Source organism: Micromonospora sp. DT68 (genome assembly GCF_049847245.1).
Taxonomy (GTDB): Bacteria; Actinomycetota; Actinomycetes; order Mycobacteriales; family Micromonosporaceae; genus Micromonospora; species Micromonospora profundi.
The window spans coordinates 418,077-441,199 of sequence record NZ_JBNCNZ010000004.1 but is presented as its reverse complement, the minus strand read 5'-3'; the positions used below and the strand labels follow the sequence as shown (position 1 = coordinate 441,199).

The 23,123-nt window shown below is 70.6% G+C and carries 23 protein-coding genes; 6 read left to right on the top strand and 17 right to left on the bottom strand.

Features of this window, described 5'->3' with window-relative positions; translation table 11 throughout:
* The 3 genes from ACPXB1_RS10620 to ACPXB1_RS10610 form a co-directional block, all read right to left on the bottom strand.
* Window positions 1-1,200 carry a substrate-binding domain-containing protein gene (locus ACPXB1_RS10620; RefSeq protein WP_355589538.1) on the bottom strand — a complete coding sequence of 400 codons (1,200 nt, stop codon included), beginning with the start codon at window positions 1,198-1,200 and terminating at the stop codon, window positions 1-3.
* A gap of 342 nt (window positions 1,201-1,542) precedes the next feature.
* On the bottom strand, window positions 1,543-1,803 hold the full coding sequence (locus ACPXB1_RS10615) for a hypothetical protein (protein ID WP_425735136.1): 261 nt from the start codon (window positions 1,801-1,803) through the stop codon (window positions 1,543-1,545).
* On the bottom strand, window positions 1,800-2,105 hold the full coding sequence (locus ACPXB1_RS10610; RefSeq protein ID WP_425735135.1) for a DivIVA domain-containing protein: 306 nt from the start codon (window positions 2,103-2,105) through the stop codon (window positions 1,800-1,802). The genes ACPXB1_RS10615 and ACPXB1_RS10610 overlap by 4 nt, the downstream gene beginning before the upstream one ends.
* Window positions 2,106-2,387: 282 nt before the next feature.
* Between ACPXB1_RS10610 and ACPXB1_RS10605 the strand changes: the two genes are divergently transcribed.
* Window positions 2,388-2,654 carry a GntR family transcriptional regulator gene (locus ACPXB1_RS10605; protein WP_425735134.1) on the top strand — a complete coding sequence of 89 codons (267 nt, stop codon included), beginning with the start codon at window positions 2,388-2,390 and terminating at the stop codon, window positions 2,652-2,654.
* Between the two features lie 236 nt (window positions 2,655-2,890).
* Window positions 2,891-4,042 carry a three-Cys-motif partner protein TcmP gene (gene tcmP, locus ACPXB1_RS10600; RefSeq protein ID WP_425735133.1) on the top strand — a complete coding sequence of 384 codons (1,152 nt, stop codon included), beginning with the start codon at window positions 2,891-2,893 and terminating at the stop codon, window positions 4,040-4,042.
* Window positions 4,043-4,090: 48 nt separating this feature from the next.
* Here tcmP and ACPXB1_RS10595 read toward each other — a convergent pair whose 3' ends face one another.
* Both ACPXB1_RS10595 and ACPXB1_RS10590 read right to left on the bottom strand, forming a co-directional pair.
* Window positions 4,091-4,846 carry a DUF5131 family protein gene (locus tag ACPXB1_RS10595; RefSeq protein WP_425735132.1) on the bottom strand — a complete coding sequence of 252 codons (756 nt, stop codon included), beginning with the start codon at window positions 4,844-4,846 and terminating at the stop codon, window positions 4,091-4,093.
* Between the two features lie 213 nt (window positions 4,847-5,059).
* Complete coding sequence (locus ACPXB1_RS10590) at window positions 5,060-5,188, bottom strand: hypothetical protein (RefSeq protein ID WP_425735131.1); 129 nt, start codon at window positions 5,186-5,188, stop codon at window positions 5,060-5,062.
* A gap of 140 nt (window positions 5,189-5,328) precedes the next feature.
* On the opposite strand from ACPXB1_RS10590, the gene ACPXB1_RS10585 reads away from it, so the two are divergent.
* Window positions 5,329-6,663, top strand: coding sequence for a TrkH family potassium uptake protein (locus ACPXB1_RS10585; RefSeq protein ID WP_425735130.1), 1,335 nt, complete (start codon window positions 5,329-5,331; stop codon window positions 6,661-6,663).
* Between the two features lie 17 nt (window positions 6,664-6,680).
* The gene (locus ACPXB1_RS10580) at window positions 6,681-7,349 is read left to right on the top strand and encodes a potassium channel family protein (RefSeq protein WP_355589542.1); all 669 of its coding nucleotides are present in this window, start codon (window positions 6,681-6,683) and stop codon (window positions 7,347-7,349) included.
* A gap of 59 nt (window positions 7,350-7,408) precedes the next feature.
* Here the strand turns inward: ACPXB1_RS10580 and ACPXB1_RS10575 are convergent, their stop codons facing one another.
* The 7 genes from ACPXB1_RS10575 to ACPXB1_RS10545 form a co-directional block, all read right to left on the bottom strand.
* Window positions 7,409-9,034 carry a serine/threonine-protein kinase gene (locus ACPXB1_RS10575; protein ID WP_425735129.1) on the bottom strand — a complete coding sequence of 542 codons (1,626 nt, stop codon included), beginning with the start codon at window positions 9,032-9,034 and terminating at the stop codon, window positions 7,409-7,411.
* Window positions 9,035-9,105: 71 nt separating this feature from the next.
* Window positions 9,106-10,668, bottom strand: a complete 1,563-nt coding sequence (locus tag ACPXB1_RS10570; RefSeq protein ID WP_053654095.1) for a fused MFS/spermidine synthase — start codon at window positions 10,666-10,668, stop codon at window positions 9,106-9,108.
* A gap of 36 nt (window positions 10,669-10,704) precedes the next feature.
* The gene (locus tag ACPXB1_RS10565; protein ID WP_369814783.1) at window positions 10,705-11,679 is read right to left on the bottom strand and encodes a coiled-coil domain-containing protein; all 975 of its coding nucleotides are present in this window, start codon (window positions 11,677-11,679) and stop codon (window positions 10,705-10,707) included.
* Between the two features lie 226 nt (window positions 11,680-11,905).
* On the bottom strand, window positions 11,906-12,715 hold the full coding sequence (locus ACPXB1_RS10560) for an inositol monophosphatase family protein (protein WP_306273383.1): 810 nt from the start codon (window positions 12,713-12,715) through the stop codon (window positions 11,906-11,908).
* Window positions 12,708-13,160: a response regulator gene (locus ACPXB1_RS10555; protein ID WP_053654102.1), complete on the bottom strand. Its 453-nt coding sequence runs from the start codon at window positions 13,158-13,160 to the stop codon at window positions 12,708-12,710. Before ACPXB1_RS10555 ends, ACPXB1_RS10560 begins: the two co-directional genes overlap by 8 nt.
* Entirely contained in the window at window positions 13,157-14,899 is a 1,743-nt protein-coding gene (locus tag ACPXB1_RS10550; RefSeq protein ID WP_231640002.1) for a sensor histidine kinase, read from the bottom strand. The genes ACPXB1_RS10555 and ACPXB1_RS10550 overlap by 4 nt, the downstream gene beginning before the upstream one ends.
* Before the next feature lie 5 nt (window positions 14,900-14,904).
* Window positions 14,905-16,104 (bottom strand): PP2C family protein-serine/threonine phosphatase, encoded by a 1,200-nt coding sequence (locus tag ACPXB1_RS10545; RefSeq protein ID WP_231640003.1) that lies wholly within the window; start codon window positions 16,102-16,104, stop codon window positions 14,905-14,907.
* Window positions 16,105-16,381: 277 nt separating this feature from the next.
* Here ACPXB1_RS10545 and ACPXB1_RS10540 point away from each other — a divergent pair, with 277 nt between their 5' ends.
* Window positions 16,382-18,802 (top strand): M28 family peptidase, encoded by a 2,421-nt coding sequence (locus ACPXB1_RS10540; protein WP_425735128.1) that lies wholly within the window; start codon window positions 16,382-16,384, stop codon window positions 18,800-18,802.
* Between the two features lie 46 nt (window positions 18,803-18,848).
* Here the strand turns inward: ACPXB1_RS10540 and ACPXB1_RS10535 are convergent, their stop codons facing one another.
* Window positions 18,849-19,790 (bottom strand): threonine/serine dehydratase, encoded by a 942-nt coding sequence (locus ACPXB1_RS10535; RefSeq protein ID WP_425735127.1) that lies wholly within the window; start codon window positions 19,788-19,790, stop codon window positions 18,849-18,851.
* 39 nt (window positions 19,791-19,829) lie between these two features.
* Complete coding sequence (locus ACPXB1_RS10530; RefSeq protein WP_355590353.1) at window positions 19,830-20,849, bottom strand: hypothetical protein; 1,020 nt, start codon at window positions 20,847-20,849, stop codon at window positions 19,830-19,832.
* Between the two features lie 157 nt (window positions 20,850-21,006).
* Here ACPXB1_RS10530 and ACPXB1_RS10525 point away from each other — a divergent pair, with 157 nt between their 5' ends.
* Window positions 21,007-21,366, top strand: a complete 360-nt coding sequence (locus tag ACPXB1_RS10525; RefSeq protein WP_355589561.1) for a hypothetical protein — start codon at window positions 21,007-21,009, stop codon at window positions 21,364-21,366.
* Window positions 21,367-21,449: 83 nt separating this feature from the next.
* Here ACPXB1_RS10525 and ACPXB1_RS10520 read toward each other — a convergent pair whose 3' ends face one another.
* The 3 genes from ACPXB1_RS10520 to ACPXB1_RS10510 form a co-directional block, all read right to left on the bottom strand.
* Entirely contained in the window at window positions 21,450-21,704 is a 255-nt protein-coding gene (locus ACPXB1_RS10520; protein WP_007465523.1) for a Smr/MutS family protein, read from the bottom strand.
* A 121-nt stretch (window positions 21,705-21,825) separates the two neighbouring features.
* Entirely contained in the window at window positions 21,826-22,194 is a 369-nt protein-coding gene (locus ACPXB1_RS10515; RefSeq protein ID WP_355589563.1) for a tetratricopeptide repeat protein, read from the bottom strand.
* 101 nt (window positions 22,195-22,295) lie between these two features.
* Window positions 22,296-23,066 carry an ROK family protein gene (locus ACPXB1_RS10510; RefSeq protein WP_355589565.1) on the bottom strand — a complete coding sequence of 257 codons (771 nt, stop codon included), beginning with the start codon at window positions 23,064-23,066 and terminating at the stop codon, window positions 22,296-22,298.
* Window positions 23,067-23,123 lie beyond the last annotated feature (57 nt).

Genomic DNA, 23,123 nt, shown 5'->3' with positions numbered 1-23,123 from the left:
TCAGCCCTTCATGGCCACGGCCGGCGGCGCCGACTCGTCACCGGTGAGGCTCTTCTGCGCGGTGGCCGTGAAGGCGGTGCCGCTGCCGGTGAGCTTGGCCTGGTACATCGGCTGGAGCAGCGCGTGGTCCTCGGCTCGGATGGTCATCTTGCCCTTGACCCCGTCGAAGCTCCATCCCTCCAGGGCGGTGACCATCTTGTCGACGTCCTCCCCGCCCTCCTGCACGGCACGGACCACCATCTGGGCTGCGGCGAAGCCGTCCGGGTGGAACAGGTCGACGGTGCCGACCTTGGCCTTCAGCGCCTTGCTGGCCTCGGTGTCGGACGCGCCGTCGAAGTAGTGCGACAGGAAGGAGATCTTCGTGCCGGCCGCGCCGAACGTCGGCCAGGAGGCGCGGATGTCGAGGCCGGTCACGACGGTCGTGGACGACAGCACGCCCTGCTGGTCGAGGGTCTGCCACATGGCCGGGGCGGTGGTGCCGGCCCAGGCGACGAAGAGCAGATCCGGCTTCGCGGTCTTGATCTGGCTGGCGAACGGCGTGAACTCGGTGGCGCTGGCCGGTGCCCGTACGCTGCTGACGGTGGCGCCCGCGCCGCCGATGACGGCCTTGACGGCTGCCTCGTTGGCGTCGCCGAACGCGCCGTCCTGGGCGAAGACCACTACCTTCTTGCCGGCCGGGTCGCCGATGAACGACCTGGCGGTGACCACGTCCTGGTAGGACTGCCGGCCGGAACGGAACGTGTACTTGTTGGCGCCGGTCACCGCGTCGGTGGCGGCCGGCCCGGAGATGAACAGGACCTTGTTCTGCGCCGCGATCGGGGCGACCTGGAGCGCCACGCCGGAGGCGGTGGAACCGGCGATGATCTTCGTACCCTTGCCGATCAGGTCCTTGGCGGCGGACACCGCCTTGGCGGGGTCTCCCGCGTCGTCGACCTCGCTCACCTCGATCGTGCGGTCACCGACCTTGCCGGTGCCCTTGGTGGCGAAGTCGAGCCCCGCCTTGAACCCCTCTATGTACTGCTTTCCGTAACTGGCCAGCGCACCCGACTGGGAGTACACCAGGCCAACCTTTACCGGCGCGGCGCTGTCGCCGCCGCCGGTGGCGGTGTCCTGCGGGCTGCCACAGGCCGTGGCGGCCAACGCCGCGGCCATCATCGTGGCGGCGGAGAGGAACACCCGCCGCGTCGTCCGGACCGTCATTGCGACTCCACATGAGGACTCGGAGGGAGAGAACTTCTTTGTGACGGCCCACGCTAGAAGTGACGTCACCCACGAGCTATGTGGCAGAAACACACAAGTAACAGGAATGAGGTGGCCGGAGGTTACAACGGAGGGCACTATCACCGGATAGCACTCGCTCCCGATGGCCCAAACCTCCACGACCAGCTCAGCGGTGTGTCGTCCCTCGCCATTCGCGCCGTCGGGTCGGCCGCAGGACCTGTTCATGTGGCCGCCGCCCGCAGGCAGCGCCAGCAACCGCCGAGTCCTCCACAAGAACACCGGGTCCTGGGCGCCACTACATCCTGCATCGAGCGACGGCGGTCATCCGCCCGGGCTAGCGCAGGGATCGTCGTGGTCGGCCGGGCGCGGGCACCGCCAGGGGCCGTCGAGCAGGTTGTCGCAGTAGACCCGATGGCGGACGAACTGTGCGGCCTCCTCGCTGACCGTCGTCTCGGCCCGATCCACGTCCGCCAGGAAGCTCAGCGCCCGGGTGATTACCCGAGCGAACCGCAGCGCCCCCGCCAGGTCGACGGCGAAAACCGGCAGGTGGACTACGAACCGCCCCCGCTCACCCTCACTCATCGGCGGACGCCGGGGGCGAACCGGGACTGCCAACTCCGCAGCGCCCGCTTGATCCGTACGTTCTCCTCGGTTGTGACAGCGAGGTCCCGCCGCGTGACGGCCAGTTCGGCGGCGACGCGGTGCAGGAAGGCGTACACCTCCGCGGGGTCGAGGCCACGTCGCACGACACCGAAGCGCCGCTCTCGGATCTGGCCAGCGGTCAGCGGCCGGCAGGACTCCGACCGGTACCAGCCGGCGTTCGGCGGGCCCGCGCGGCGCGCGCGCCGGTTCAGCCGGCGGAACTTATTCAGCACGTTACGCATGGCCACCGTCCTCGTTTCCCGATACCTTGGCGCAGCCTCGACACACCGCCGCTTATGGAGGGCGGCCCGGTGCACGGGTAGGGGACGCCACCGGACCGCCCGGCACCACGCCCGCAGCCCTCATCGGCGGTACGGACCCGGAGCCCTTTCACGCCGGCCCTCCGAGGGTTTGCCGAACCAACCGGAGCCGGACACTCAGCAACCTACCCCAAATACTTGTGTAGGTCGGCCCCTGCGCGGTCAGGACACGACAGCTTGTTGCAGTTACTGGTGTAGGCCGGCATGATCGAAGATGCCGAACCGACCGGAGCCCTCACCATGCCCACAGCAGAAGCCCCATATCGTCGCATCGCCAACGACATCGCCGGGAAGATCAAGAGCGGCGAGCTGAAGCCGGGTGACAAACTACCGTCCACCCGCGAACTCGCCGAGACCTACTCGGTCCACATGAACACCGCCTCGCGGGCCCTCTCGCTGCTGCACGACCGCGAGCTGATCACCGGCCAGCCCGGACGCGGCACCTATGTGGCCGAGCCGCCCGGCCAATAGACGCCGCCTCCTGGCCTACGGTGGCTCGCCTGCGCCGAGTTTCCACCCCTGCGCTGCGCCGGTGTCAGATCATGGACTGAGGGCCGGACACCTATCACCCACCAGAGGGCCATCGGCGCTGCCAACTGGGCGTTCCGCCGATCGAACCCGTTCCGAGTGGCACTCTTGCGGCCAGCGCGCCCCCCAACGCAGCGCTACCTTCTCATGACCAGAAGTGAGCGACGCGGGGAGGGCCGTTGTCCAGCAACGACGAATTTTTCCGGTCGAAGAAGGCAGCCGCAGTGCTGAAGCACGGCATCCTCAAGCGTTATCCCGTGGTGTTCGCCTCCAAGACGGGGCAGGGGAACCCGATCGTCTTCCTGGATGGCTATGCCGGCAAGGGCGAGTACGACGGCGGAGAGCCCGGCTCGCCACTGCTGCTGTCCCGGTGCGCTGAGTTCGTCCAAGGCTTCCGTGACGTGCTCGCGTTCTTCGTCGAGCAGGATCCGAATAGCTACGCGAACCTGGAGCAGGTGCTCCGCGCCAAAGGCGGAGCGGTTCGACGTGAACTTCGCCAGGGCACCCTGGACCAGCACCTGCCCGAGGTGCTGGCCCGAGCCAAGGGCGCCTCGCTCTTCGCCTTCCTTGATCCCTTCGGCCCGGCCCTCGACTTCGATCTGATCCGGACACGGCTACTGGGGCGCCCGAACTGGCCGCCGACCGAGGTTTTGCTGCATTTCAGCGTCTCCGCCGTTGCCCGGATGGGACGTGCCGTCCACGTCGCCGAGAATCGAGCAGGCGGGCTCTCGGAGAGCGACCGGAGGACCGCCGCCCGATTGGATCGGTTCCTCGGTGGCAACTGGTGGCGCAGCTATTTCGCCGAGGTGTCGGATGCGGGCGATGACGAGCGCGCCACGGACGTCGCGCTACGGGTTGCAGACAGGTACGCCCAAGACCTCACCCACGGTTCCGACTACCAGGCCGTGCAGATGCCGGTGCGGCCACGACCCGGCCTCGCCCCGAAGTACGTCCTCGCCCTGTTCACCACCCATGGTGAGGGTGCCTGGCATTTCGCCGACACCCTCGGTAAGGCTGGCGTCGAATGGGAGGAGGCGTGGGTCCGGGAACAAATCCGCCGAGGCGACCACGTGGCGGACACGCTGTTCGCCGACGGTCCCGTCTTCGACGCCGAGCAGTACAAGGCCGAGAACGCCCCTCGCTGGTCACGTGCGATCGAGCGGAACATCGTAAAGGTGCTCGAACAGAACGGGACGATCAAGATCGTCGATCGGGTGCCGGAGATCTACGGTGACGTGCTTGGGCATGCCTGGGCACCCCATGTACGACAGGCCGTCAAGTCGCTGCACCGGCAAGGCCGGATCAGCAACCCCGGCACGGGTGACTTCTAAAAGGAAGTCCTATGGCGGCCTTGATCCGGCACAGGTCTGCGGCAGCCCCTATGCCTGCACGAGTACGCGCGGGACCGGCATCTCGTCCCAGGTCCGACCGTCGAGGTGCCGGCCGCCAACCTTCGGCGTACGTCCGCCCCACTGCTTAAAGAAGAAGGCGGTACCGGCAGCCGCGCACTGATCACGGAGATCGCGCACCCATGCCGGATCCATCGGGCGGCAGCCCTGCCCCGACTCGCCCCCTGCAATCAGCCAGTCGATGCCGTCCAGATCCAGGTCGACCAGTGGCCCCAGCAGCGGTTCGGCCGAGATGAAACGTACCGCGGCCGGCACCTCACGGAGTTGGTCGATCCGTTCCCGCTGGGTGCGGTCCTCGACGCTCACGCCCATCCAGACGTTCGCCGGCCACTCGATCTGATGGGCGACCTTCACGAGCCTCGAGGCACGCTTGGTGAGCACCTGGAAGGTGTGCCTCGGGGTCTCGCGCATGACAGCGAACACCTGTTGGACGTAGGTGAGAGGAACCCGGGCGTGGAACAGGTCCGACATCGAGTTAACGAAGACGGTCCGGGGGTCGCGCCAACGACGAGGAACGTCGAGGGCATCAGGGTGCAGGGCCACGCCGAATCCTGGGCCGGACGTGCGCGGGTCTCCGTCCGTCTGGTACTTGGGCGAGCCCATGGCCTTGAGTCTCTTCGCCAGTGTCAGTGCATAGCAGTTGTCGCATCCGGCGGAGATGCGGTCGCAACCGGTGGTGGGGTTCCAGGTCGCTTCCGTCCACTCGATGGCGCTCTTATCGGCCATGCGCCCTCCTTCCGATCACGAAATGCCATACTGTCGAACATCCGTACGCATGGGAAGAGCGCCGCAGGTTCCCGACCACCTTTCGTCAGCCTTCAATAGCTGAACGACACCGCCGGGTGGGGGTGGCGGTCCGGCGACCCGACGGAACACGGGGTGCCCGGACGTGCCGGACACCTCCCTCCCCCGTGGACGGGTCAGGCGATCAGCGACCGCTTACGCCGCCAGGCGACCAGCAGCACCCCACCGGTGGTCAGCCGCCAGCAAGCCACCACCGATGATCCCGGTGAGCTTCACAGCGGTGTAGAGCGCCGGCGAGGCGAGGGGCGAGAGGGTACGTCGCAACGCCGTCTCCTGTCGTCGGCGAATCCGCCGCAGCAGACCGTCCGCGCCTAGCCGGAAGTTTGTCGATGACTGACCGGCTGGTGAATCTCCGGAATGCCTGTTCCCACTCGGAACGATGACTGGAACAGGAAGATTGTCTGGTGCGCCGGTTCTTCCGCAACCCCGTGCGGCTGGTGCCGTTCGCCTTCCTGGTGCCGATCCTGCTCGGCACCGGACTGCTGATGGCGCACTGGGCGACAGTGCAGCACCAGCGCCCACCCCTGACCACCGCGTTGTTCACCGCCACGTCGGCGGTGTCGGTCACCGGCATGGCTGTCACCGACACCCCCAACTACTGGTCCGGCTGGGGACTGCTGGTGATCACACTGCTCACCCAGCTCGGCGGTCTCGGCATCCTCACCGCGGCGGCGCTGGTGATCCTTGTGGTCTCGCGCCAGTTGGGGCTGCGCAATCGGCTGCTCGTGCAGGCCGAAACGGCGGAGTTCGGGCTCGGTGACGTGGGTCGGTTGCTGCGCCGGATCGCGGTGACCGTCTTCGCCTGCGAGGCCGTGATGACCGCGGTGGTCGCCGGCCGGCTCTGGCTGACCTACGACTACCCGCCGGGGCGAGCGCTCTGGTCGGGCGTCTTCCACTCCGTGCAGGCGTTCAACAACTGTGGCTTCGCGCTCTACTCCGACGGTCTGCTCGCCTTCAATCGCGACCCGTGGGTGTCGCTGCCGTTGGCGCTCGGCGCGATCGTCGGCGGGCTCGGGTTTCCGGCCCTGTTCGAGGCGGCCCGAGAATGGCGTCAGCCGGCCCGCTGGGCGGTGGCGACCAAGCTGACCATCTGGGGCAGTGCCGTGCTGCTGCTGCTCGGCTTCGCCGGTCTGCTCGCCGCCGAGTGGACAAACGCCGAGACGATCGGCCCGTACGACTCCCGGGGCAAGGCACTCGCCTCGTTCACCCAGATCGCGCTGAGCCGCACCGGCGGCTACAGCGTGCTGGACATCAGCGCCCTGCAGGAGGAGAGCTATCCACTGCTGATCGTGTTGATGTTCATCGGGGGCGGCAGCGCCAGCACGGCCGGCGGAATCAAGGTCTCCACGTTCTTCCTGCTCGGGTTCACCATCTGGGCGGAGCTGCGCGGCGAGCCAGACGTGACGGTCGGGCACCGGCGGGTGGCCACCGCCAGCCAGCGGCAGGCGGTCACAGTGGCCCTGCTCAGCGTCGCGCTGGTCACGGCCGGGACGATGGCGGTGCTGCTGCTCACCGAGGGCGTTCCCTTCGTCTCGGCCCTGTTCGAGGTCACGTCCGCGTTCAGCACCACCGGTCTGACCGTCGGCCTGGCCGGCACGCTGCCGGCCAGCGGCCAACTGGCTCTGACAGTGCTCATGTTCATCGGTCGGGTCGGGCCGCTCACCCTCGGCTCGGCGATCGCCCTGAACACCCGGCATCGGCTCTACCGCTACCCCCAGGAGCAACCCGTTGTCGGCTAGCAGCGAGGAGGGTCGAGGTGTCGGCTAGGCGTGCGGACAGCGGCGGCATCGTGGTGATCGGGCTGGGTCGGTTCGGATGCCACCTGGCCGGGTCGCTGACCCGGATGGACCACGAGGTGCTGGCCATCGACCGGAGCCCGGAGCGGGTGCAGCGCTGGTCCGCGCAGCTCGACCGGGTGGTCCAGGCCGACGCGACCGAGGAGGGGGCGCTGAGGCAACTCGGCGTCGCAGGCTTCGGACGGGCCGTGGTGGCCATCGGTGCCTCGATGGAGGCCAGCGTGCTCACCGTGCTGGCGCTTGTCGAGCTGGGGGTGCCGCAGGTCTGGGCGCGGGCCACCTCACAGAAGCACGCGAAGATCCTGTCGTCGGTGGGCGCGCACCATGTGATCTTTCCGGAGGCGGAGACCGGCGAACGGGTGGCACACCTGATCGTCAGTCAGCTGCTCGACTTCGTCGAACTCGACGACGACTTCGCGATCGCCGCCGTCCGGGTGCCGGAGTCCCTGGCCGGGCGGACCCTGCTCGACCTACGCCCGAACGATCGCCTCGGAGTCCGGGTCGTAGGCGTCAAGGTGCCGGGGGAACACTTCCGGTCCGCATCGGACGACACGCCACTGCCCCGGGACGGGGTCCTGGTCGTGGAGGGTGGGATCGAGCAGGTGCACCGGTTCGCGAGGCTCCGCTGAGGCTGTTCACTTCTTCCCGCCGCCCGGCCCCTTCCGTTCCCCCTTCGTCTCACCCTTCGTCACTTTTCCGCTTTTCCCGGGCCACCACCCGGCCCCTTCCCCTTGCCGGGCTTCTCGGGCTTCGGCGCGGCCTTCTTAGGTGCCTTGGGCGCGGTCTTCGTCGTCTTGGCGGGGGTCTTCGTCGTCGCCTTGGGCGCCGGTGCCTTGCTCGGCGGGACGATGGCCGGGGCCGTGCCTGCCACACCGGAGACGCGTACCCCGCAGGGCGCGTCGCCGAGGCGGAACTCCACAGGCAGCGGGTTCGACCCGGTGTACGAACCGGTCAGGGTGACCTTCTCGGCCGCGCCCGGCGCCAGGCTCGTGCGCTGCGCTGCCGGCCGGACCTGCACCTCGCCGCCGTCCTGCCGCACCGGGGCCGGCTCCGCCTTCGTCACCTTCTGCTGACCGGGGAAGGTGAACCTCATCGTCCAGTCGCGCAGCTCGCGGTCGCCGGTGTTGGTAACTGTCAATTCGGCTGTGAAGTCCTTGCCGGAATCCGTGCGCAGGGCGTACGACACCTCGCACGGCGCGACCTGCGGCAGACCCATCCGCGCCTCGGTGGGGCGCTCCTCGCCGCTGGCCGGGCTGCGGGAGGTGAACCCCCACATCGCCCCGGTGACAGCGATCAGCCCGACCGCGGCTACCCCGGCCTCCACCTGCCGACGCCGGCTCACCCGCCGGGCCCGGTTACGGGTACGTGACAGCGGCAGCGCGTCGGTCGCCGCCGACCAGGGCAGGATCGTGGTGCCCGCACTTGCCAACGCGGCCGGGTCCAGGGGGCCGGCCGGTGAGACCGGCACGGCCGCCGGCATTCCGGCCGCCTCGGCGAGGGTACGGGCCAACTCGGCGGTGGCCGGCCGGTCACCGGGTCGCTTGGCGAGGCAGCGGCGCACCAGGTCGGTCACCTCGTCGGGGAGCCCCGGCACCGACGGCATCGGATCCGGGTCGCTGTACATGTGCGCCCGCAGCATCTGCGTGGTGGTGGTCGCCTCCCACGGCAGCCGGCCGGTGAGCATCCGGTAGAGCAGCAGCCCGACTGCGTACACGTCGGTGGCCGGGGAGACCTGGCCGTTGTCCAGCCGCTCCGGTGCGAGGTACGCGGGTGTGCCGAGCAGCGCGCCGTCCGGGCCCTTCTCGCTCTCCCCCACCAGCGCGGAGATGCCGAAGTCGACGACCTTCACCCCGGTCGGGGTGAGCATCACGTTGCCCGGGGTGACGTCGCGGTGCACGACGCCACGGCTGTGCGCGGTGGCCAGCGCCGAGCTGACCTCGGCACCGATGGCCACCGCCTCCCGCCACGGCAACCGCCCCTCGCGGCTGAGCCGGCCGGCAAGTGAACCGCCGTCGACAAGCTCCATCACCACGTACGGCACTGTCAGGCCGACCTGCTGGGACTCGCCGTAGTCGTACACGTTGGTGATGTTGGGGTGACACAGCCGCGCGGCGGCCTGCGCCTCGATCCGGATCCGGTGCCGGAAGGCCCGGTCGCTGGCCAGCCGGGAGGCCAGCACCTTTACCGCGACCTGGCGGCCGAGCACCTCGTCGTAGCCACGCCAGACCACCGACATGCCGCCCGCACCGAGCTGCTCGACCAGCCGGTACCGCTCATCGAGGAGTTGTGCACCGTTCCGATCCTCACCACCCATGGTGGCCGTTGTTGCCCGTACGCCACCGGACTACACCTGACCGATCGGAATCGGTCACGAGTTTCACCCGATCAGGCGGTCGCCAACAGTTGGTCCACCGGGGCGTAGTCGTCAGTCAACACCAGCGCCCCGCCGACGAATTCCGTCAGCTCCGCGCCGGAGATCAGGCTGACGGTGCGGTCGACCTGCTCCAACCGGGCGCTGATGGCGGCTAGCGGCAGCGGCGCTTCCGAGGCGACGATGAGGAAGTTGCTGCCGCGCTCCTCGGCGAGCGCCTCCGGCGGGGCCACCAACGCGACGTGCGGAAACTCGGCGGCGACAGTGGCCAGTTCGGCACGGATGAACCGCAGCGGCGGATAGTCGATGACGTTCTGCACGTACACGCCGCCGGGGCGGGTCACCCGGCGGACCTCGGCGGCCATCTCCCGGGTGGCCAGGTGCCAGGGCACCACGAGATGCCCGAACGCGTCACCGACGACCAGGTCCCGGCTGTCCGCCGGCTCGCCGACGACAAGCATCCGGGCGTCGCCCACCTCGGCCCGCAGGCCCGGCCCCGGGCGTACGCCCAACTCCCGCTTGCCCAGCTCGACGAGCCCGCCGTCGATCTCGAACACGACATTGTCGGTGCCCGGTCGGGTGGCGGCCAGGTACATCGGCACCGTGAATCCGCCGCCGCCCAGGTGCAGCGCGTCCAACCGCTGCCCGGCCGGCGCGGCCACGTCGGCGACCGCGCCGATCCACTTGGTGTACGCGTACTGAAGGTGCTTCGGGTCGGCCAGGTCCACGTACGAGTGCTGGGCCGAGTTGAGCAGCAGGACCCGACCGCTGGGCCGGTCCGGGTCCGCTGTCACCTCGGCACAGTGGTAGGCCGTCTCGATGTCGCACGGGTTCGGCGCGACGGTGCTCAGTCCCGCCCCGATCAGGCCGAGCACGGCCAGCGCGGCCCGGGTGCGGGCCGGACCGGGCAGTTCGGTGGGCGCCTGGCGGCGCAGGTACCAGCCGAGGCCGACGCCGACAAGCCCGAGCGACACCGCCAGTGCGAGCAGGATGACAGTGCTGCGCAGTGCGGCGACCAGCACGAAGCCGGTGAGCAGGGTCGCGGTGATGCCGCCGAGCGTGCCGATGCCGGACAGCCGGCCGACCACCTGGCCGGTGCGGCGCAGGTCGGCGAGTTGGAGTTTCACCACAAGCGGGGTGACAGCGGCCAGGAGTGCCGCCGGCACGAACACGGCGAGCGCCACAAGCAGCAGGATGGCGCTGGCCGCGCCGCCACGCAGCACCTCACCTGCGTACCGGACCACCGGCAGGGTGATCGCGGTGGCGATGCCGGCCAGCACCAGCGCCGGCGCCAGCAGGCCCCGCGGGTCGCGTCGGTCGGCCAACCAGCCGCCGGACCACGCCCCGTACGCGATCGCGGCCAGGGCGATGCCGATGACCGAGCTGGTCACCTGGAGGGTCACCCCGACGTAGGGGCCGACAAGGCGCAACGCGACGGTCTCCAGCACCAGCACGGCGCCGCTGGAGAAGAAGACCAGGAACGCGGCCAAGCCGTTGGGCAACGCCCGGCCGGTGACCGGCACGGGCGGGGCCGCGGGGGCCGGCGGGGTCGCGATTTCGGACGGTGGGGAGCTCATCGTCGCGATGGTACGCAGCGAAGCTGGCGTTCCGGGTCAGTACATCGAGAGATGAACATGGTTCGTGTGGCTCGCGGCGGGGCTGCCGCTGCCGCTGTACGACCGCCACCCCGTCCCGGGATGCCAGATCTGCCGATACCAGATCACGTAGAGCACGCCCAGCCGGTCGGCGTTGCGCACGTGCCAGGCGGCCAGGCTGTCCCCGTACGCCTTGTCGCCGCCTGTCGCGTTGCGGTCCTCGAAGCCGTTCGTGGCGGCCGAGAAGTCGCAGGCCCGACCCTTCGGGTGCTCGCCGCTGCCGCCCTCGCGCTTGCAGGAGACGTGCCGCTTGTAGCCGGCCGCCTGGGTCTGCTTGAGCGCGTTGAGGGTGCGCGGGGTGATGCAGCCGGAGGTCGTCGGGTCCTTCACCGAGCAGGATTCCGACGGCCAGGACCCGTCGGAGTTGCGCGGCGCAGGCTTCGCCGAGGCGGAACTGCCGCCGCTGAAGCCACCGCTGCCACCCGAGCTGACCTCGGCGAGGGCCGCCTCGGCCTCCTTCTTCTTCTTCGCCATCACGGCGAGCTGCTTCTGCTGCTCGCGGACCTCGGCGTCCACAGCGAGTTTGGCCTGCTGTGCCTGCTGCTGAGCCTCGGCGAGATCACGCAACCGCTTGCTGTCGCGCTGGGCCATCAGGTCCAGGTCGGCGGCGCGTTGCAGGAACGCCTGCGGGGTGGCGGTGTTGAGCAGCATTGCCGTCGGAGTGATCCGACCGACGCGGTACGACTGCGCGGCCACCTCGCCGACCTGCTCGGTGAGCCCGACGAGCCGCCCCTCGACGGCCTTCAGCTCGCCGGCCAGCGCGGTCTGCCGACGCTTGGAGGTGTCCAACTTGGCCTTGGCCTCAATGTGGCCCTTGGCCGTCGACTCCAGCGCGTCCTGGAGCTTCTTGCTGCCACCCTCGTTGGGCTCGGCGTACGCGGGTACGGCCGTACCGGTGAGCACCAGCAGCACGGCGAGCAGCGGGAGCAGCACGCGGCGACCGCGCTGGGCGAGCCTGTTCCTGGGCACGAAAGCGTCCTTCCGTCGACCGCCGGCCCCCGGTGAACCTCGCGCGGCGGCGTCCCCGCCGGCGCCGGTCGGCGGCCTGCTGGCGGAGACCGCCGGTCACGATACCGGAACACGCCCGGGTGGCCAGCCCTGTGACCGCCCGGCCGCTTCGATGTCGACGCAGCGTGTCGCAGTCGTCGCCGTACGCCGGTCAGGCGCTGAGCAGGGCGTCGTGCACGTCGGCCCAGACCTGCTCGTTGGCGGCGACGAGCAGCCCGCGGCCCTCGTCGGCGGGGTGGTAGTCGACGCCGTCGAACCGGCGGGCGACACCACCGGCCGCGCGGACCAGCAGGGTGCCCGGGGCGTGGTCCCAGGGCAGGGTGCGCCAGAAGAGGGTGAACTGCTGCTCGCCGGTGAGGATGTCCAGGTATTCCCGGCCGGCGCAGTGCTGGCCCGGCAGCAGTTCGCCGAGCCGCCGGCCACCGGCACGGACCCGCTCCCGGGCCTCCGGCGGCAGGAACCGGGTCATCGCCGCGCCCCGCAGGTCGCCCACCGGCGGCACCGTCGCGGCGGCGCCCACCGGCCGACCGTTGAGCAGGGTGCCGTCCTCGGACCGCCCGACGGCAATCGTCTCGGCCAGCGGGTCGAGGATCCAGCCTGCGGTCGGGCGGCCGTCGGTAAGCAGCGCCACCATCAGCGCGAACGGGCGGCGGCCTGCGGCGAAGTTGGCGGTGCCGTCGACCGGGTCGACCAGCCAGACGTCCCCGCTGTCGCGCAGGTGCCGCAACAGCCCCGGGTCGTCGGCGACGCCCTCCTCACCGACGACCACCGAGCCGGGCCGGAGCCGGCGCAGCCCTGCCGAGATCAGCTCTTCGGCGCGACGGTCGGCGACGGTCACCACCTCGCCTGGTGCCTTCTCCGACACGTCAGCCTCGTCGAGCTTGCGGAACAACGGCAGCACGACCTGGTCGGCGGCCTCCAGGAGCAGGTCGCCGACGTCGTCGAGCAGGGTGTCAGCCACGAGGCGGCAACTTGACCACGCTGACGAAGAACTCGTCGATCTGGCGGACCACCGAGATGAAGCGCTCGAAGTCGACAGGCTTCGTCACGTAGGCGTTGGCGTGCAGCTGGTAGCTGCGCAGGATGTCCTCGTCGGCCTGCGAGGTGGTGAGCACGACCACCGGGATGCGGCGAAGCTCATCGTCCTTCTTGATCTCTTCGAGCACCTCCCGACCATCCCGGCGGGGCAGGTTGAGGTCGAGCAGGATCAGATCGGGCATCACCACGTCCGCGTACTGACCCTCCCGCCGCAGGTAGGCGAGCGCCTCAGCGCCGTCGGAGACGACTGTCAGCCGATTGCGCAGCTTGTGCTCCTCGAACGCCTCCTGGGTCATCAACACGTCACCCGGATCGTCCTCCACGAGCAGGACCTCGATCGGGCTCTTGCCGTCGGCCGGCGCGGTCATCCCACCGTCTCCCTCATGTCACCCGTTCTACCGCCTTCCGGCGACCCGTCGGCCCCGTCCTTCCGGTCCGACCCGGCGGACTGTTCCGGCAGGGCATCCGGCGACTCGTCTGCGGCTTTTGTCTCGTCAGTAGCGATCGACTCCGGCTGGTCCGACCGCTCCGGCTGCTCCGCCGGGTCGGCGGCGACGGTCGCCTCCAGGTCCTCGGGCCGTACCGGCAGGGTGAACCGGATCGCCGTACCCTCCGGCACGTCGGTGTCCACCCAGACCCGGCCGCCGTGATATTCCACGATCTTCTTGACGATCGCCAACCCGATGCCGGTGCCCGGGTACGCGTCCTTCGAGTGCAGCCGCTGGAAGATGACGAAGATCTTGTCGGCGAATTCGGGCTCGATACCGATGCCGTTGTCCTGACAGGTGATCTCCCACTCGCCGTCGACCAGGCGGGACGAGATGTGCACCTTCGGCGGCACGTCCGGACGACGGAACTTGATCGAGTTGCTGACCAGGTTCGCCAGCAGGTTGGTGAGCAAGGGCTCCTCGCCCCGGATCACCGGCATCTCGGTCCAGGTCAACTCCGCGTCGGCGTACTGCCGGGCGGCCTCGGTCTGCCCGGCCACGTCCCCCATCACCTTGTTCAGGTCGACGTCGACGAAACCGGTGGTGAGCCGACCGATCCGGGAGAACGCGAGCAGGTCGTTGATCAGGCGCTGCATCCGCTGCGCGCCGTCCACCGCGAAGGCGATGTACTGGTCGGCCCGCTCGTCGAGCTGCCCCGAGTAGCGGCGTTGGAGCAACTGGCAGAAGCTGGCCACCTTGCGCAGCGGCTCCTGGAGATCGTGCGAGGCGACGTACGCGAACTGCTCCAGGTCCCGGTTGGACCGGGTCAGCTCCTCGGCCTGCTTCTGGAGCTGGGTGTTGACCCACTCGATGCGCTCGCGGGCCTCCCGCACCTCGGCCAGGTCGGCGGCGATCTTCTGGCGCATCGCGTCCACGTCCTCGCCGAGCCGGACGAACTCCGGTGGGCCGGTGGTGGCGATGCGGTGCTGGTAGTCACCGTCGGCGACCTCACGGACCTGGGCGGCCAGCCCGATCAGTGGCCGGATCACCATCCGGTCCAGGGACAGCAGCAGGGCCGAGCCGGCCACGACCACCACCAACGCGGCGACGATCAACAGCACGACCAGCAGGTTGCTGCTGCGACGTACGTCGCCGGCGGACTGCTCCCGGGCGCTCAGGATCTCCTCCTGGAGATCGCCGACCGCAGCCCGCAACTCGTCGAACTGCTGCCGAGCGCCGTCGGTGACCAGTTCCTGGCCGGCCCTGGTGCCCCTCTCCTTGGTTGCCGTGATCACCGGCTCGGCGACCGACCGCCGCCACTGCTCGGTACGCTCCTCGACTATCCGCAGCTCCTGGCCGATCTGCGGGTAGTCGTGGAGCAGCATCTGCATCGAGGCGATGGTGTCCCGCTCCTGGTCGAGCCCGACCTGATACGGGCCGAGGTCGGCCGGGTCACCGCTGACCGCGTACCCGCGGACCGCCGTCTCCTGGTCGAGCAGCGCGTTGAGCAACTCCTGCGACTGCACCCGCAGCGGGGCGGTCTTGTTGAGGATCGCGTCGATCTGCGTGCGGTTGCGGGCGGCCACCGCCGCCTCCGCGCCGGCCAGTCCGATCAGCAGCAGACCCACGACGACGAGCATGGTCATGACCCGGCGGCGCAGATTCCAGCCGCCAACCATCGACTTCACCTGCCACCGCCCCGGCTGACCAGCAGCATGGCCACGTCGTCAGCGAGCGGGCCGCCGTTGATCTGCTCGGCCCGACCCACCAACCAGGCCGGCAGCTCGGGCAGCGGCACCTGACGGTTGGCCGGCTCGTCGAGCAGCCCGCTCAGGCCCGGCACGTCGAGCCGATCGTCGCTCGCGCCCACCCGCCCCTCGATCAGGCCGTCGGTGTACATCAACAGGGACCAGTCATCGGTGTCGAACTCCAGGTCGTAGGCGATCGGCCGGCGGGGTCGTACGCCCAGCAGCAGGCCGCCGGGCGCGGGCACCGGAGTGACCCGCCCGCCGGAAAGCAGCAGCGGTGGCGGATGCCCGGCGAGCCGAACGGTCGCCCGGTTGGCATCCAGGTCCAGGCGGACGGCGGCCACCGTCGCGAAGATCTCCTGAAGGCGGCGCTCGCTCATCAGCACCTGCTCCAGCGCGGGCAGCACCTCGTCGTCCGGCACCCTGGCGAGCACCAGTGCCCGCCAGGCCACCCGCAGCTCCACGCCGAGCGCGGCCTCGTCGACCCCGTGCCCGCAGACGTCGCCGACGATCAGGTCGAGACGGTCCGGGTGGGTCTGCACCACGTCGAAGAAATCTCCACCGATCAGCGCGGCGTGCCGGCCTGGTCGGTAGAAGGTGTGCACCGCCACCTGGTCGGTCGTCATCAAGGGCTGGGGCAGCAGGCCACGTTCGAGCCGGGCCGACTCGGCCTGGCGCAACTCGACCTCGCGCAGCCGGCGGGCGTTCACGTCGGCGCGCTTGCGCTCCACCGCGTAGCGCAGCGCCCGGGTCAGCAGGACACCGTCCACCTGGCCCTTGACCAGGTAGTCCTGTGCACCCTCGGCGACCGCCACGATGCCCAGGTGTTCGTCTGAACGGCCGGTCAGGACGCACACCGCGGCGCCGCTGGACATCTCCAGCACCTGGCGCAGCCCGTCCAGGCCCTGCGCGTCGGGCAGGCCGAGGTCGAGCAGGACGCAGTCGACGTTCGTGATCCGCTGACGCGCCTCGCTGAGGCTGGTGGCGACCAACAGGTCGATCATCGAGTTCGTCTCGGCGAGCAACTCACCGACGAGGAAGGCGTCGCCCTCGTCGTCCTCCACCAGCAGCACCCGCAACCGTTCACCGGGCGGCAGGCTGGCGTGTCGCCCCAGGCCACCGTGGGGGTACGGCACCACTGGGGAACCGGCAATGCCGGCTCCCCGCTGCGGCCGGGTCACCGCCGCGAGACGCGGGAGTTCGCTGGTGATGTCGCTCTCCTTCCGAGTGCCCCGCTGATCCTGTATTAGACAACGGTCGCACACAACACGATGGGCGCGGCACGGGTGGGCATGGGCCGGGTCACTGCTCGCCGCCGGGCCGAAGATAGATGGACGTTCGGCCGTGCCATCCGGGGAGTCGGAAGGCAGGATGATGCCACCCCTCAGGTCCCACCATCCCCAAGGAGTTCCCGTGGGCGCACCTTCCACAGCCGCCACGGCCGACACACCGACCCGCCCGAAACGCGGCGTACCCGCTGCCGACCGTGCGTTGGCGCGACCGCGCCGGCGGCTCCTGGCTGCCGCCGCGGCGCTCGTCGCGCTGGTCGCCGTCGGCGCCAGCAGCCTGCTCGACCTGCGCACGCCGACGCCACGGCCTGCGGACGCTCCGACGGGCGAGTTCAGCGCCGCCCGCGCGTTCGAGGACGTGCAGGTGATCGCTGCCCGGCCGCACGCCGCCGGCAGCCCGGCCAACGACCAGGTCCGCGCGCACCTTGAGCAGCGGCTACGCGGGCTGGGCCTGGAGACCGAGGTGCAGGACACCGTGGCACCGGAGGCAGGTGAACTCAGCGGGGCGGCGGGCGGGACGGCCCTGGCCCGGGTCCGCAACGTGGTGGCCCGGCTGCCCGGCACCGACCCGACGGGCCGGGTGTTCCTGGTGTCCCACTACGACTCGGTGCAGACCGGGCCGGGTGGCAACGACGCCGCCGCCGGCACCGCTGCCGTCCTGGAGGTGGCCCGCGCCCTCAGCGTCGGCCCGCGGCCGCGCAACGACATCGTCTTCGTGCTCACCGACGCCGAGGAGGCGTGCCTCTGCGGCGCTGTGGCGTTCTCCGCCAGCCATCCGCTGGCCGCCGACGGCGGGGTGGTGCTCAACCTGGAGGCGCGCGGGTCCACCGGCCCGGTGATCATGTTCGAGACGTCGCAGGACAACGCGAAGCTCGTGGACGTCTTCAGCCGGGCCGCCCCGCACCCGGTCGGCACCTCGTTCGCAGTGGAGATCTATCGAGCGCTGCCCAACGACACCGACTTCACCGCCTTCCTCGACCAGAAGTTCGTCGGGTTGAACTCGGCGTACATCGACGGCGGCGCGGTCTACCACACGCCGCTGGACACGCCTGCGGCGGTGAACCAGGGCAGCCTCCAGCAGCACGGGGACAACGCGCTGGGCCTCGCCCGGGAATTCGGCAGCACCGACCTGACCGCCCTGCGTGCGGGCGACGACGCGACCTACTTCCCGGTCCCCGGCGGGCTGGTCCGCTATCCCGGCTGGCTCACCCTGCCGCTGGCCCTGCTCGCGGTGCTCGCGGTGGCCGCGCTGGGCTGGCTGACCCGCCGCCAGGGCCGGGCCAGCACCGGCCGCCTGGCCGCCGGCTTCGGGCTCGCCCTCGTGCCGATCGTGGCCGCGCCGGCCGCCGCGCAGCTGCTCTGGCTGGCGATCAGGGCCATCCGACCGGGGTACGCCCAACTGCTCGACCCGTACCGGCCGATCTGGTACCGAATGGCAGTGCTGGCGCTCGCCGCCGCGATCCTGTTCACCTGGTACGCGCTGACCCGCCGCCGGGTCGGCCCGGCCGCGCTCGCCTTCGGCGGGCTGGCCTGGCTGGCAGTGTTCGGGGTGCTGCTCGCCGTCGCGGTGCCCGGTGGGGCGTACCTCACCACACTGCCGGCCCTGGCCGGTGGCATCGCCGGGCTCGTCGCGCTGCGGACCCGGCAGACCGGGCTGTGGCCGGTGGTCGCGACGACCGTCGCCGCAGCGGTCGGCGTGATCATCCTGCTGCCCACGGTGACGCTGCTCTTTCCCGCGCTGGGCATGGCGAAGGGCGGAGTTGCCGCGCTTGTCGCGGTACTGCTCGGTCTGACCGCCCTACCGGTGGTCGACCTGCTGCACCCGCAGGCCGGCGGCCAGCGGGGGCTGGTGGCCCTGCGCGCCCGACGGCTCGCCGTCCTGCCGGCCATGGCCGCCGCCCTGGCGGCGGTGGTGCTCGCCGGGGTCGGGCTCGTCGTGGACCGGTTGGACGCCGACCACCCCGCGCCAACCCACCTGATGTACGCCCTGGACGCCGGCACCGGCCAAGCCCGCTGGCTCAGCCGCGAGCCCGATCCGCAGCCGTGGACCGACGGCTACGTGGGCGGGTTCACAAGCGTCGAGGACGACTTCCCCGGGCTGGGCAAGGCCAAGCTGCGAACCGGGCCGGCACCAGTGACGAACCTGCCGGCGCCGAAGGTGGACGTGCTTGCCGACAGCACCTCCGGCACCGAGCGCACCATGCGGCTGCGGCTCACCCCGCAGCGGCCGGCCCGGCTGGCCACCCTGCACGTCGACACGTCGACCGCCACGGTGCTGCGCGCCGAGGTCGCCGGCCGACCGGTGCCGATGGAGCCCCGGAAGGGGAAGTGGGGCTTCGGGCTGGTCTTCCACGCCCTGCCGCCGGAGGGCTTCGAGGTCACCCTGACAGTGAGCCCGAAGGACGGGCCGGTAGTGGTGCGGGCCATGGACGCCAGCGACGGCCTGGACGCGCTGCCCGGCTTCCGCCCCCGACCGCCGGACGTCGGCATCGTCGGGTCGCACAGGTCCGACATGCTTGCGGTCGCCCGCACCTATCCCCTCTGACCCACCCGCCGCTGGTCCGGCGGGGGTTGCTCCCCGCCGGGCCAGCTCAGTGCGGCGCGGCCGGTCCCAGGTCACTCGGATCGGTGTTGCCGCCGCAGACGATCACCGCCACCCGCTCCCCCGCCTGCGGCACGTACGCCCCGCCGACCAGCGCGGCCAACGCGGCAGCACCACCGAACTCGGTGGCGACCCGCAGCTCCGACCAGAGCAGCCGACGCGCCCGCACCAGATCCTCGTCGCGGACCAGCACCGAAACCACTCCGGTACGGCGGGCGGTGTCGAAGGCGATCTCACCGATCCGTCGGGCACCCAAAGAGTCGGTGGCGACGCCGCCCACAGCGATGTCGACCGGCCCGCCCGCCTTGAGAGCGGAGTGCAGCGTGGGGATCTGCTCGGGCTCGACGGCGACGACACGTACCGACCCGTCGAACCAACTGGCGATGCCGGACACCAACCCACCACCGCCGACCGCCACCAACACGGTGTCGACGCCGTCCACCTGCCGTTCCAGCTCCCGCCCGACGGTGCCCTGACCGGCCACCACCTCCGGCTGGTCGTACGCGTGCACGACGAGCGCGCCGGTTTCCTCCGCCCGTTGGGTGCTCGCCGCCAACGCCTCCGCGTAGTGCTGACCCACCTGCCGCACCTGGGCACCCAGCCCGGCGAGCCGCTGCACCTTCACCGGCGAGGACGTCACCGGCACGAAAACCTCAGCCGGTACGCCAAGCGACCGGGCCGCGTACGCGACAGCGAGACCGTGGTTTCCGCCCGAGGCGGCGATCACCCCGGCCGGCGGCAGCGGCCCCTGGAGCATCCGGTTGAACGCGCCACGCGGCTTGAACGACCCGGTGTGCTGGTGCAGTTCCAGCTTGAGGCTGAGCTGACCGGCCACACCCAGGTCTGCCCCGTCGACAGCGATGACCGGGGTTTCCCGGACCCGCCCGGCGACCAGCGCGGCGGCCGCCTCGATGTCGTTCCTGTCCACCATGGAAAAGCCCCCTCATTAGGACCGTGGTCGGTGATCATCCTAGGGAGCGTCGGGAAGGGCACCCTGGTCGGCGGCGCGCCGCAACCGGCGGTGCTCGGCGGTCACCACCCCCAGCAGGGCCAGGTCGATCGCGACCACGGCGACAGCACTGAACTGGTTGACAGTGAAGTTGAAGATCTGCCCGAACAGCAGGTCGACGAGCAGGGCGAGCTTGAACAGCCGGAACGCATCGAGCCGGTTCGGGCGCAGCAGCCACGCCGCCCGCAGGCTGAGCACCGCCGTGACCAGCGCGGTGGCGGTGACACCGAGCACCGCGCCCCACTCGCGTTCCTGGTCCAGCTCTCCGGTCACACCGTCCAGCAGCACCGCCACCACGACCAGCACCGGCTCCACCACCAGGTAGATCACCACCAGCCAGACCAGCCAGCGCTGCCGGGTCGCCCAGACGGCGAGACGCCGGGCCCCCTCCGCCGCCCGCTGCCAGAACCGGACCGGAGGCGGCTCGCGCCGGGGCATCGTGTCCAGCAACTGCTCCATGGCAGCCTCGGCAGCAGGCCCGGTGCCCCGCACGAGACGCCGCACCTCCGCCCGGCGCCGGTCGGTCAGCCCGGCAGGCTGACCGCTGAGCACCACGTCCAGCGCGTTGGCCGTACGCTCGGCCGGGGTCAACTGGGATCGGCCGGTACGCCCACGTACCGCCTGGGTGAGCAGGACGAGCAGGGCGAACGCGACGTAGATGATGGCGGCGGCCGGGGCATAGAAGTAGTCGGTGCCGGTGGTGACGAACTTGCCCACCTCGTCGATGAACAGACCGAACCCGACGCCGCCGACGATCGCCCCGGCTGTGCGTGCCCCTTCGCCCAGGAAGACGAGCGGGATCCCCAGGCCGACCGCGAGCAGCAGGCCGCCCCAGAGCACATGGGCGATGTGCAGCCCGCCGCCGCCGATCTGCGGATAGCCGGTCGCCTCCAGGTACGCCCGCACGGCAAGCACCGTGACCACACCGGAGAGCACGAAGGCCTGGAGGTGCGACGCCGCCTCGACCGCCCGGGTCGGCAGCCGGCGCACCAGCCAACCAACTCCGGGGCGGTGGCGCGAAGGTCCAGATGACATGTTCCGAAACCTAGTAGCCGCCCACGGCGCGGGGACGTGGTCCCGGTCGATCCGGCGACGCCAGCGGGCTGACGCCGCTCGCGCGATGTCGGATACTTCGGCGATGACGCTGTCGGCGACACGCCCCGCCCTCGCCGAGACGGGCAGGGCCGACCCCCGCACCTCGCTCCTGGTGCTGGCCGGCTGGTACGCGGCAGTCGTCGTGGCGTTCGGCCTGTTCCTCGGCACGCGCTCCGAAACTGTTCCCGCCGGCTGCGGCCAAGGGTGCGACTCCGAGCGGTCCAGGATGCTGATCTTCGGGCTCTACGTGGCCACGCCGGCGCTCTTCCTCGCGCTGCTGGTCAGCCTCACACTGCTCGCGGCGCTCGTGTCTCGTACCCGGATCCGTTCGTCGGCCCTGGTGGGCACGCTGAGCGCGGTGCTACCGCTGGCCGTGTGCGGCGTCCTCGCCGCGAGCCCCTGACCCCGACCGGCGGATGCCGGCCCTCCGAAGCTAGATCCGATCTAGCTTCGATCCGATCTAGCTTCGGAGCGGATCGCTCTGTGCTACTTCCAGCGGAAGTGGACGAAGAGGCGGCCGAAGTTCTTCGAATCCTTCTCCACCCGGTGGTAGAGCTGCTTGACGTCCTTCTGGTCGAGGAACCGCAGCACCCGCTTCTTGAGCTGGCCGGACCCCTTGCCCGGAATGATCTCGACGAGGGTGGCCTTCTTCGCCACCGCCTCGTCCATGATCCCGCGCAGCGCACGGTCGATGTCCTGGCCCTTGTTGAAGATCTCGTGCAGGTCCAGCTTGAGCTTCATGCCGCAGCCCCCGGCCGGTCAGGTCCCATGCCCGCCATCCTAGGCATGCTCGGCGGGCACCCCGCCGTACGACGAAGGGGCGGCCCCGCAGGACCGCCCCTTGCTCGTCACCGGTTCACGTTCAGCGGGTGCCGCCGACACGGGCCTCGACCCGATCCAGCGCCACCCGGTAGTCGTCGTTGGCCGCGTACATGGCGGCGGCGATCCGCAGGTGCCGCAGCGCGTCCGAGTGCCGGTTCAGCCGCTCCAGCGTCCGGCCCAGCACGTGGTGCGCGTAGTGGTCACTCGGGTCCCGGTCGACCAGCTCCCGGAGGTGCTCCTCGGCCCGGTTGAGCTGGGCCGACTGGAAGTACGCCCGGGCCAGCAACTGCCGAACCGCCGCGTTGCCGGGCTCGGCGTCCACGATCGGCTCCAACAGTCGGGCCGCTCCGCTCGGGTCACCGGTCTCGAAGAACATGGTCGCCCGCCGGTAGTCCGCCAGAAGATCCATCTGCCCACCTCCTCGGGTCGTACCCGTCACCTGCTCCGACGCTGGCACAACGCTGTGAGTTTGGCGACTGTTCCCGGTGTCGAAATCGGGCCACTTCCGGGTCAGGTTCGGGCGTTCCGGCGGCCGGTGGACAGCTCCCAGGCGCGAACACCGCCGACGATGCCTGCGGTGTTCGGCACCACCACCACGTCGTCGCCCATCCGGGTGAGCTGTTCGGGCCGGATCAGCCGCGAGTTGCCTCCTCCCAGATAGAGGCGGTCCCAGCGGAACACGGGGCGGAGCCCGTCCACCACCTGTCGGATCCGACGGGACCAGAACGCGTCGCCGAGCCGCCGACGCTCCGGCTCGCCGACGTACGTGTCGTAGGTGGTTCCCCACCGCACCGGCGCGTGGGACAGCTCGAGGTGCGGCGCGAGCCGACCACCGTCGAAGAGGGCACTGCCCAGCCCTGTCCCCAGGGTCAGCACCAGTTCGCAGCCGGTGCCGGCGACCACCCCGGCGCCGTGCACCTCGGCGTCGTTGAGCACCAGCGCCGGCACCCCGAACGCGTCGGCCAGCGCCCCTCGCGCGTCCCAGCCGGACCACTCGGCCAACAGGTCGGGGTCGACGCGGGTGCGAGGCCCGTTTCTGGTGACGTAGTGCGGGGTGGCCACCACCACTCCGTGCCGGATCATGCCGGGCATGCCGACGGTCAGGCGGTCCGCCGTCGGTAGCTGCCCGCCCAGGTCCAGCAGCGTCTGGACGAACAGCGCGGGCGGCAGCGGGTACGGGGTCGGCACCCGCAGCGGCCGTGCGCGCATCGTGCCGGCCTCGTCGAGTACGGACGCCTTGATGCCGCCGCCACCGCAGTCGATCGCCAGAGTGGTCACCACGCCGTTGAGTGTGCCCGCTGCCGTCGGTCCTCATGCGGGCAGCCGGATAGGCTGCCG

Excerpts from the sequence above, each read along its gene's own strand:
- ACPXB1_RS10620 (WP_355589538.1), bottom strand. The coding sequence starts at position 1,200 with ATGACGGTCCGGACGACGCGGCGGGTGTTCCTCTCCGCCGCCACGATG.
- ACPXB1_RS10615 (WP_425735136.1), bottom strand. The coding sequence starts at position 1,803 with ATGAGTGAGGGTGAGCGGGGGCGGTTCGTAGTCCACCTGCCGGTTTTC.
- ACPXB1_RS10610 (WP_425735135.1), bottom strand. The coding sequence starts at position 2,105 with ATGCGTAACGTGCTGAATAAGTTCCGCCGGCTGAACCGGCGCGCGCGC.
- ACPXB1_RS10605 (WP_425735134.1), top strand. The coding sequence starts at position 2,388 with ATGATCGAAGATGCCGAACCGACCGGAGCCCTCACCATGCCCACAGCA.
- ACPXB1_RS10595 (WP_425735132.1), bottom strand. The coding sequence starts at position 4,846 with ATGGCCGATAAGAGCGCCATCGAGTGGACGGAAGCGACCTGGAACCCC.
- ACPXB1_RS10575 (WP_425735129.1), bottom strand. The coding sequence starts at position 9,034 with ATGGGTGGTGAGGATCGGAACGGTGCACAACTCCTCGATGAGCGGTAC.
- ACPXB1_RS10570 (WP_053654095.1), bottom strand. The coding sequence starts at position 10,668 with ATGAGCTCCCCACCGTCCGAAATCGCGACCCCGCCGGCCCCCGCGGCC.
- ACPXB1_RS10555 (WP_053654102.1), bottom strand. The coding sequence starts at position 13,160 with ATGACCGCGCCGGCCGACGGCAAGAGCCCGATCGAGGTCCTGCTCGTG.
- ACPXB1_RS10550 (WP_231640002.1), bottom strand. The coding sequence starts at position 14,899 with ATGGTTGGCGGCTGGAATCTGCGCCGCCGGGTCATGACCATGCTCGTC.
- ACPXB1_RS10535 (WP_425735127.1), bottom strand. The coding sequence starts at position 19,790 with ATGGTGGACAGGAACGACATCGAGGCGGCCGCCGCGCTGGTCGCCGGG.
- ACPXB1_RS10525 (WP_355589561.1), top strand. The coding sequence starts at position 21,007 with ATGACGCTGTCGGCGACACGCCCCGCCCTCGCCGAGACGGGCAGGGCC.
- ACPXB1_RS10520 (WP_007465523.1), bottom strand. The coding sequence starts at position 21,704 with ATGAAGCTCAAGCTGGACCTGCACGAGATCTTCAACAAGGGCCAGGAC.
- ACPXB1_RS10515 (WP_355589563.1), bottom strand. The coding sequence starts at position 22,194 with ATGGATCTTCTGGCGGACTACCGGCGGGCGACCATGTTCTTCGAGACC.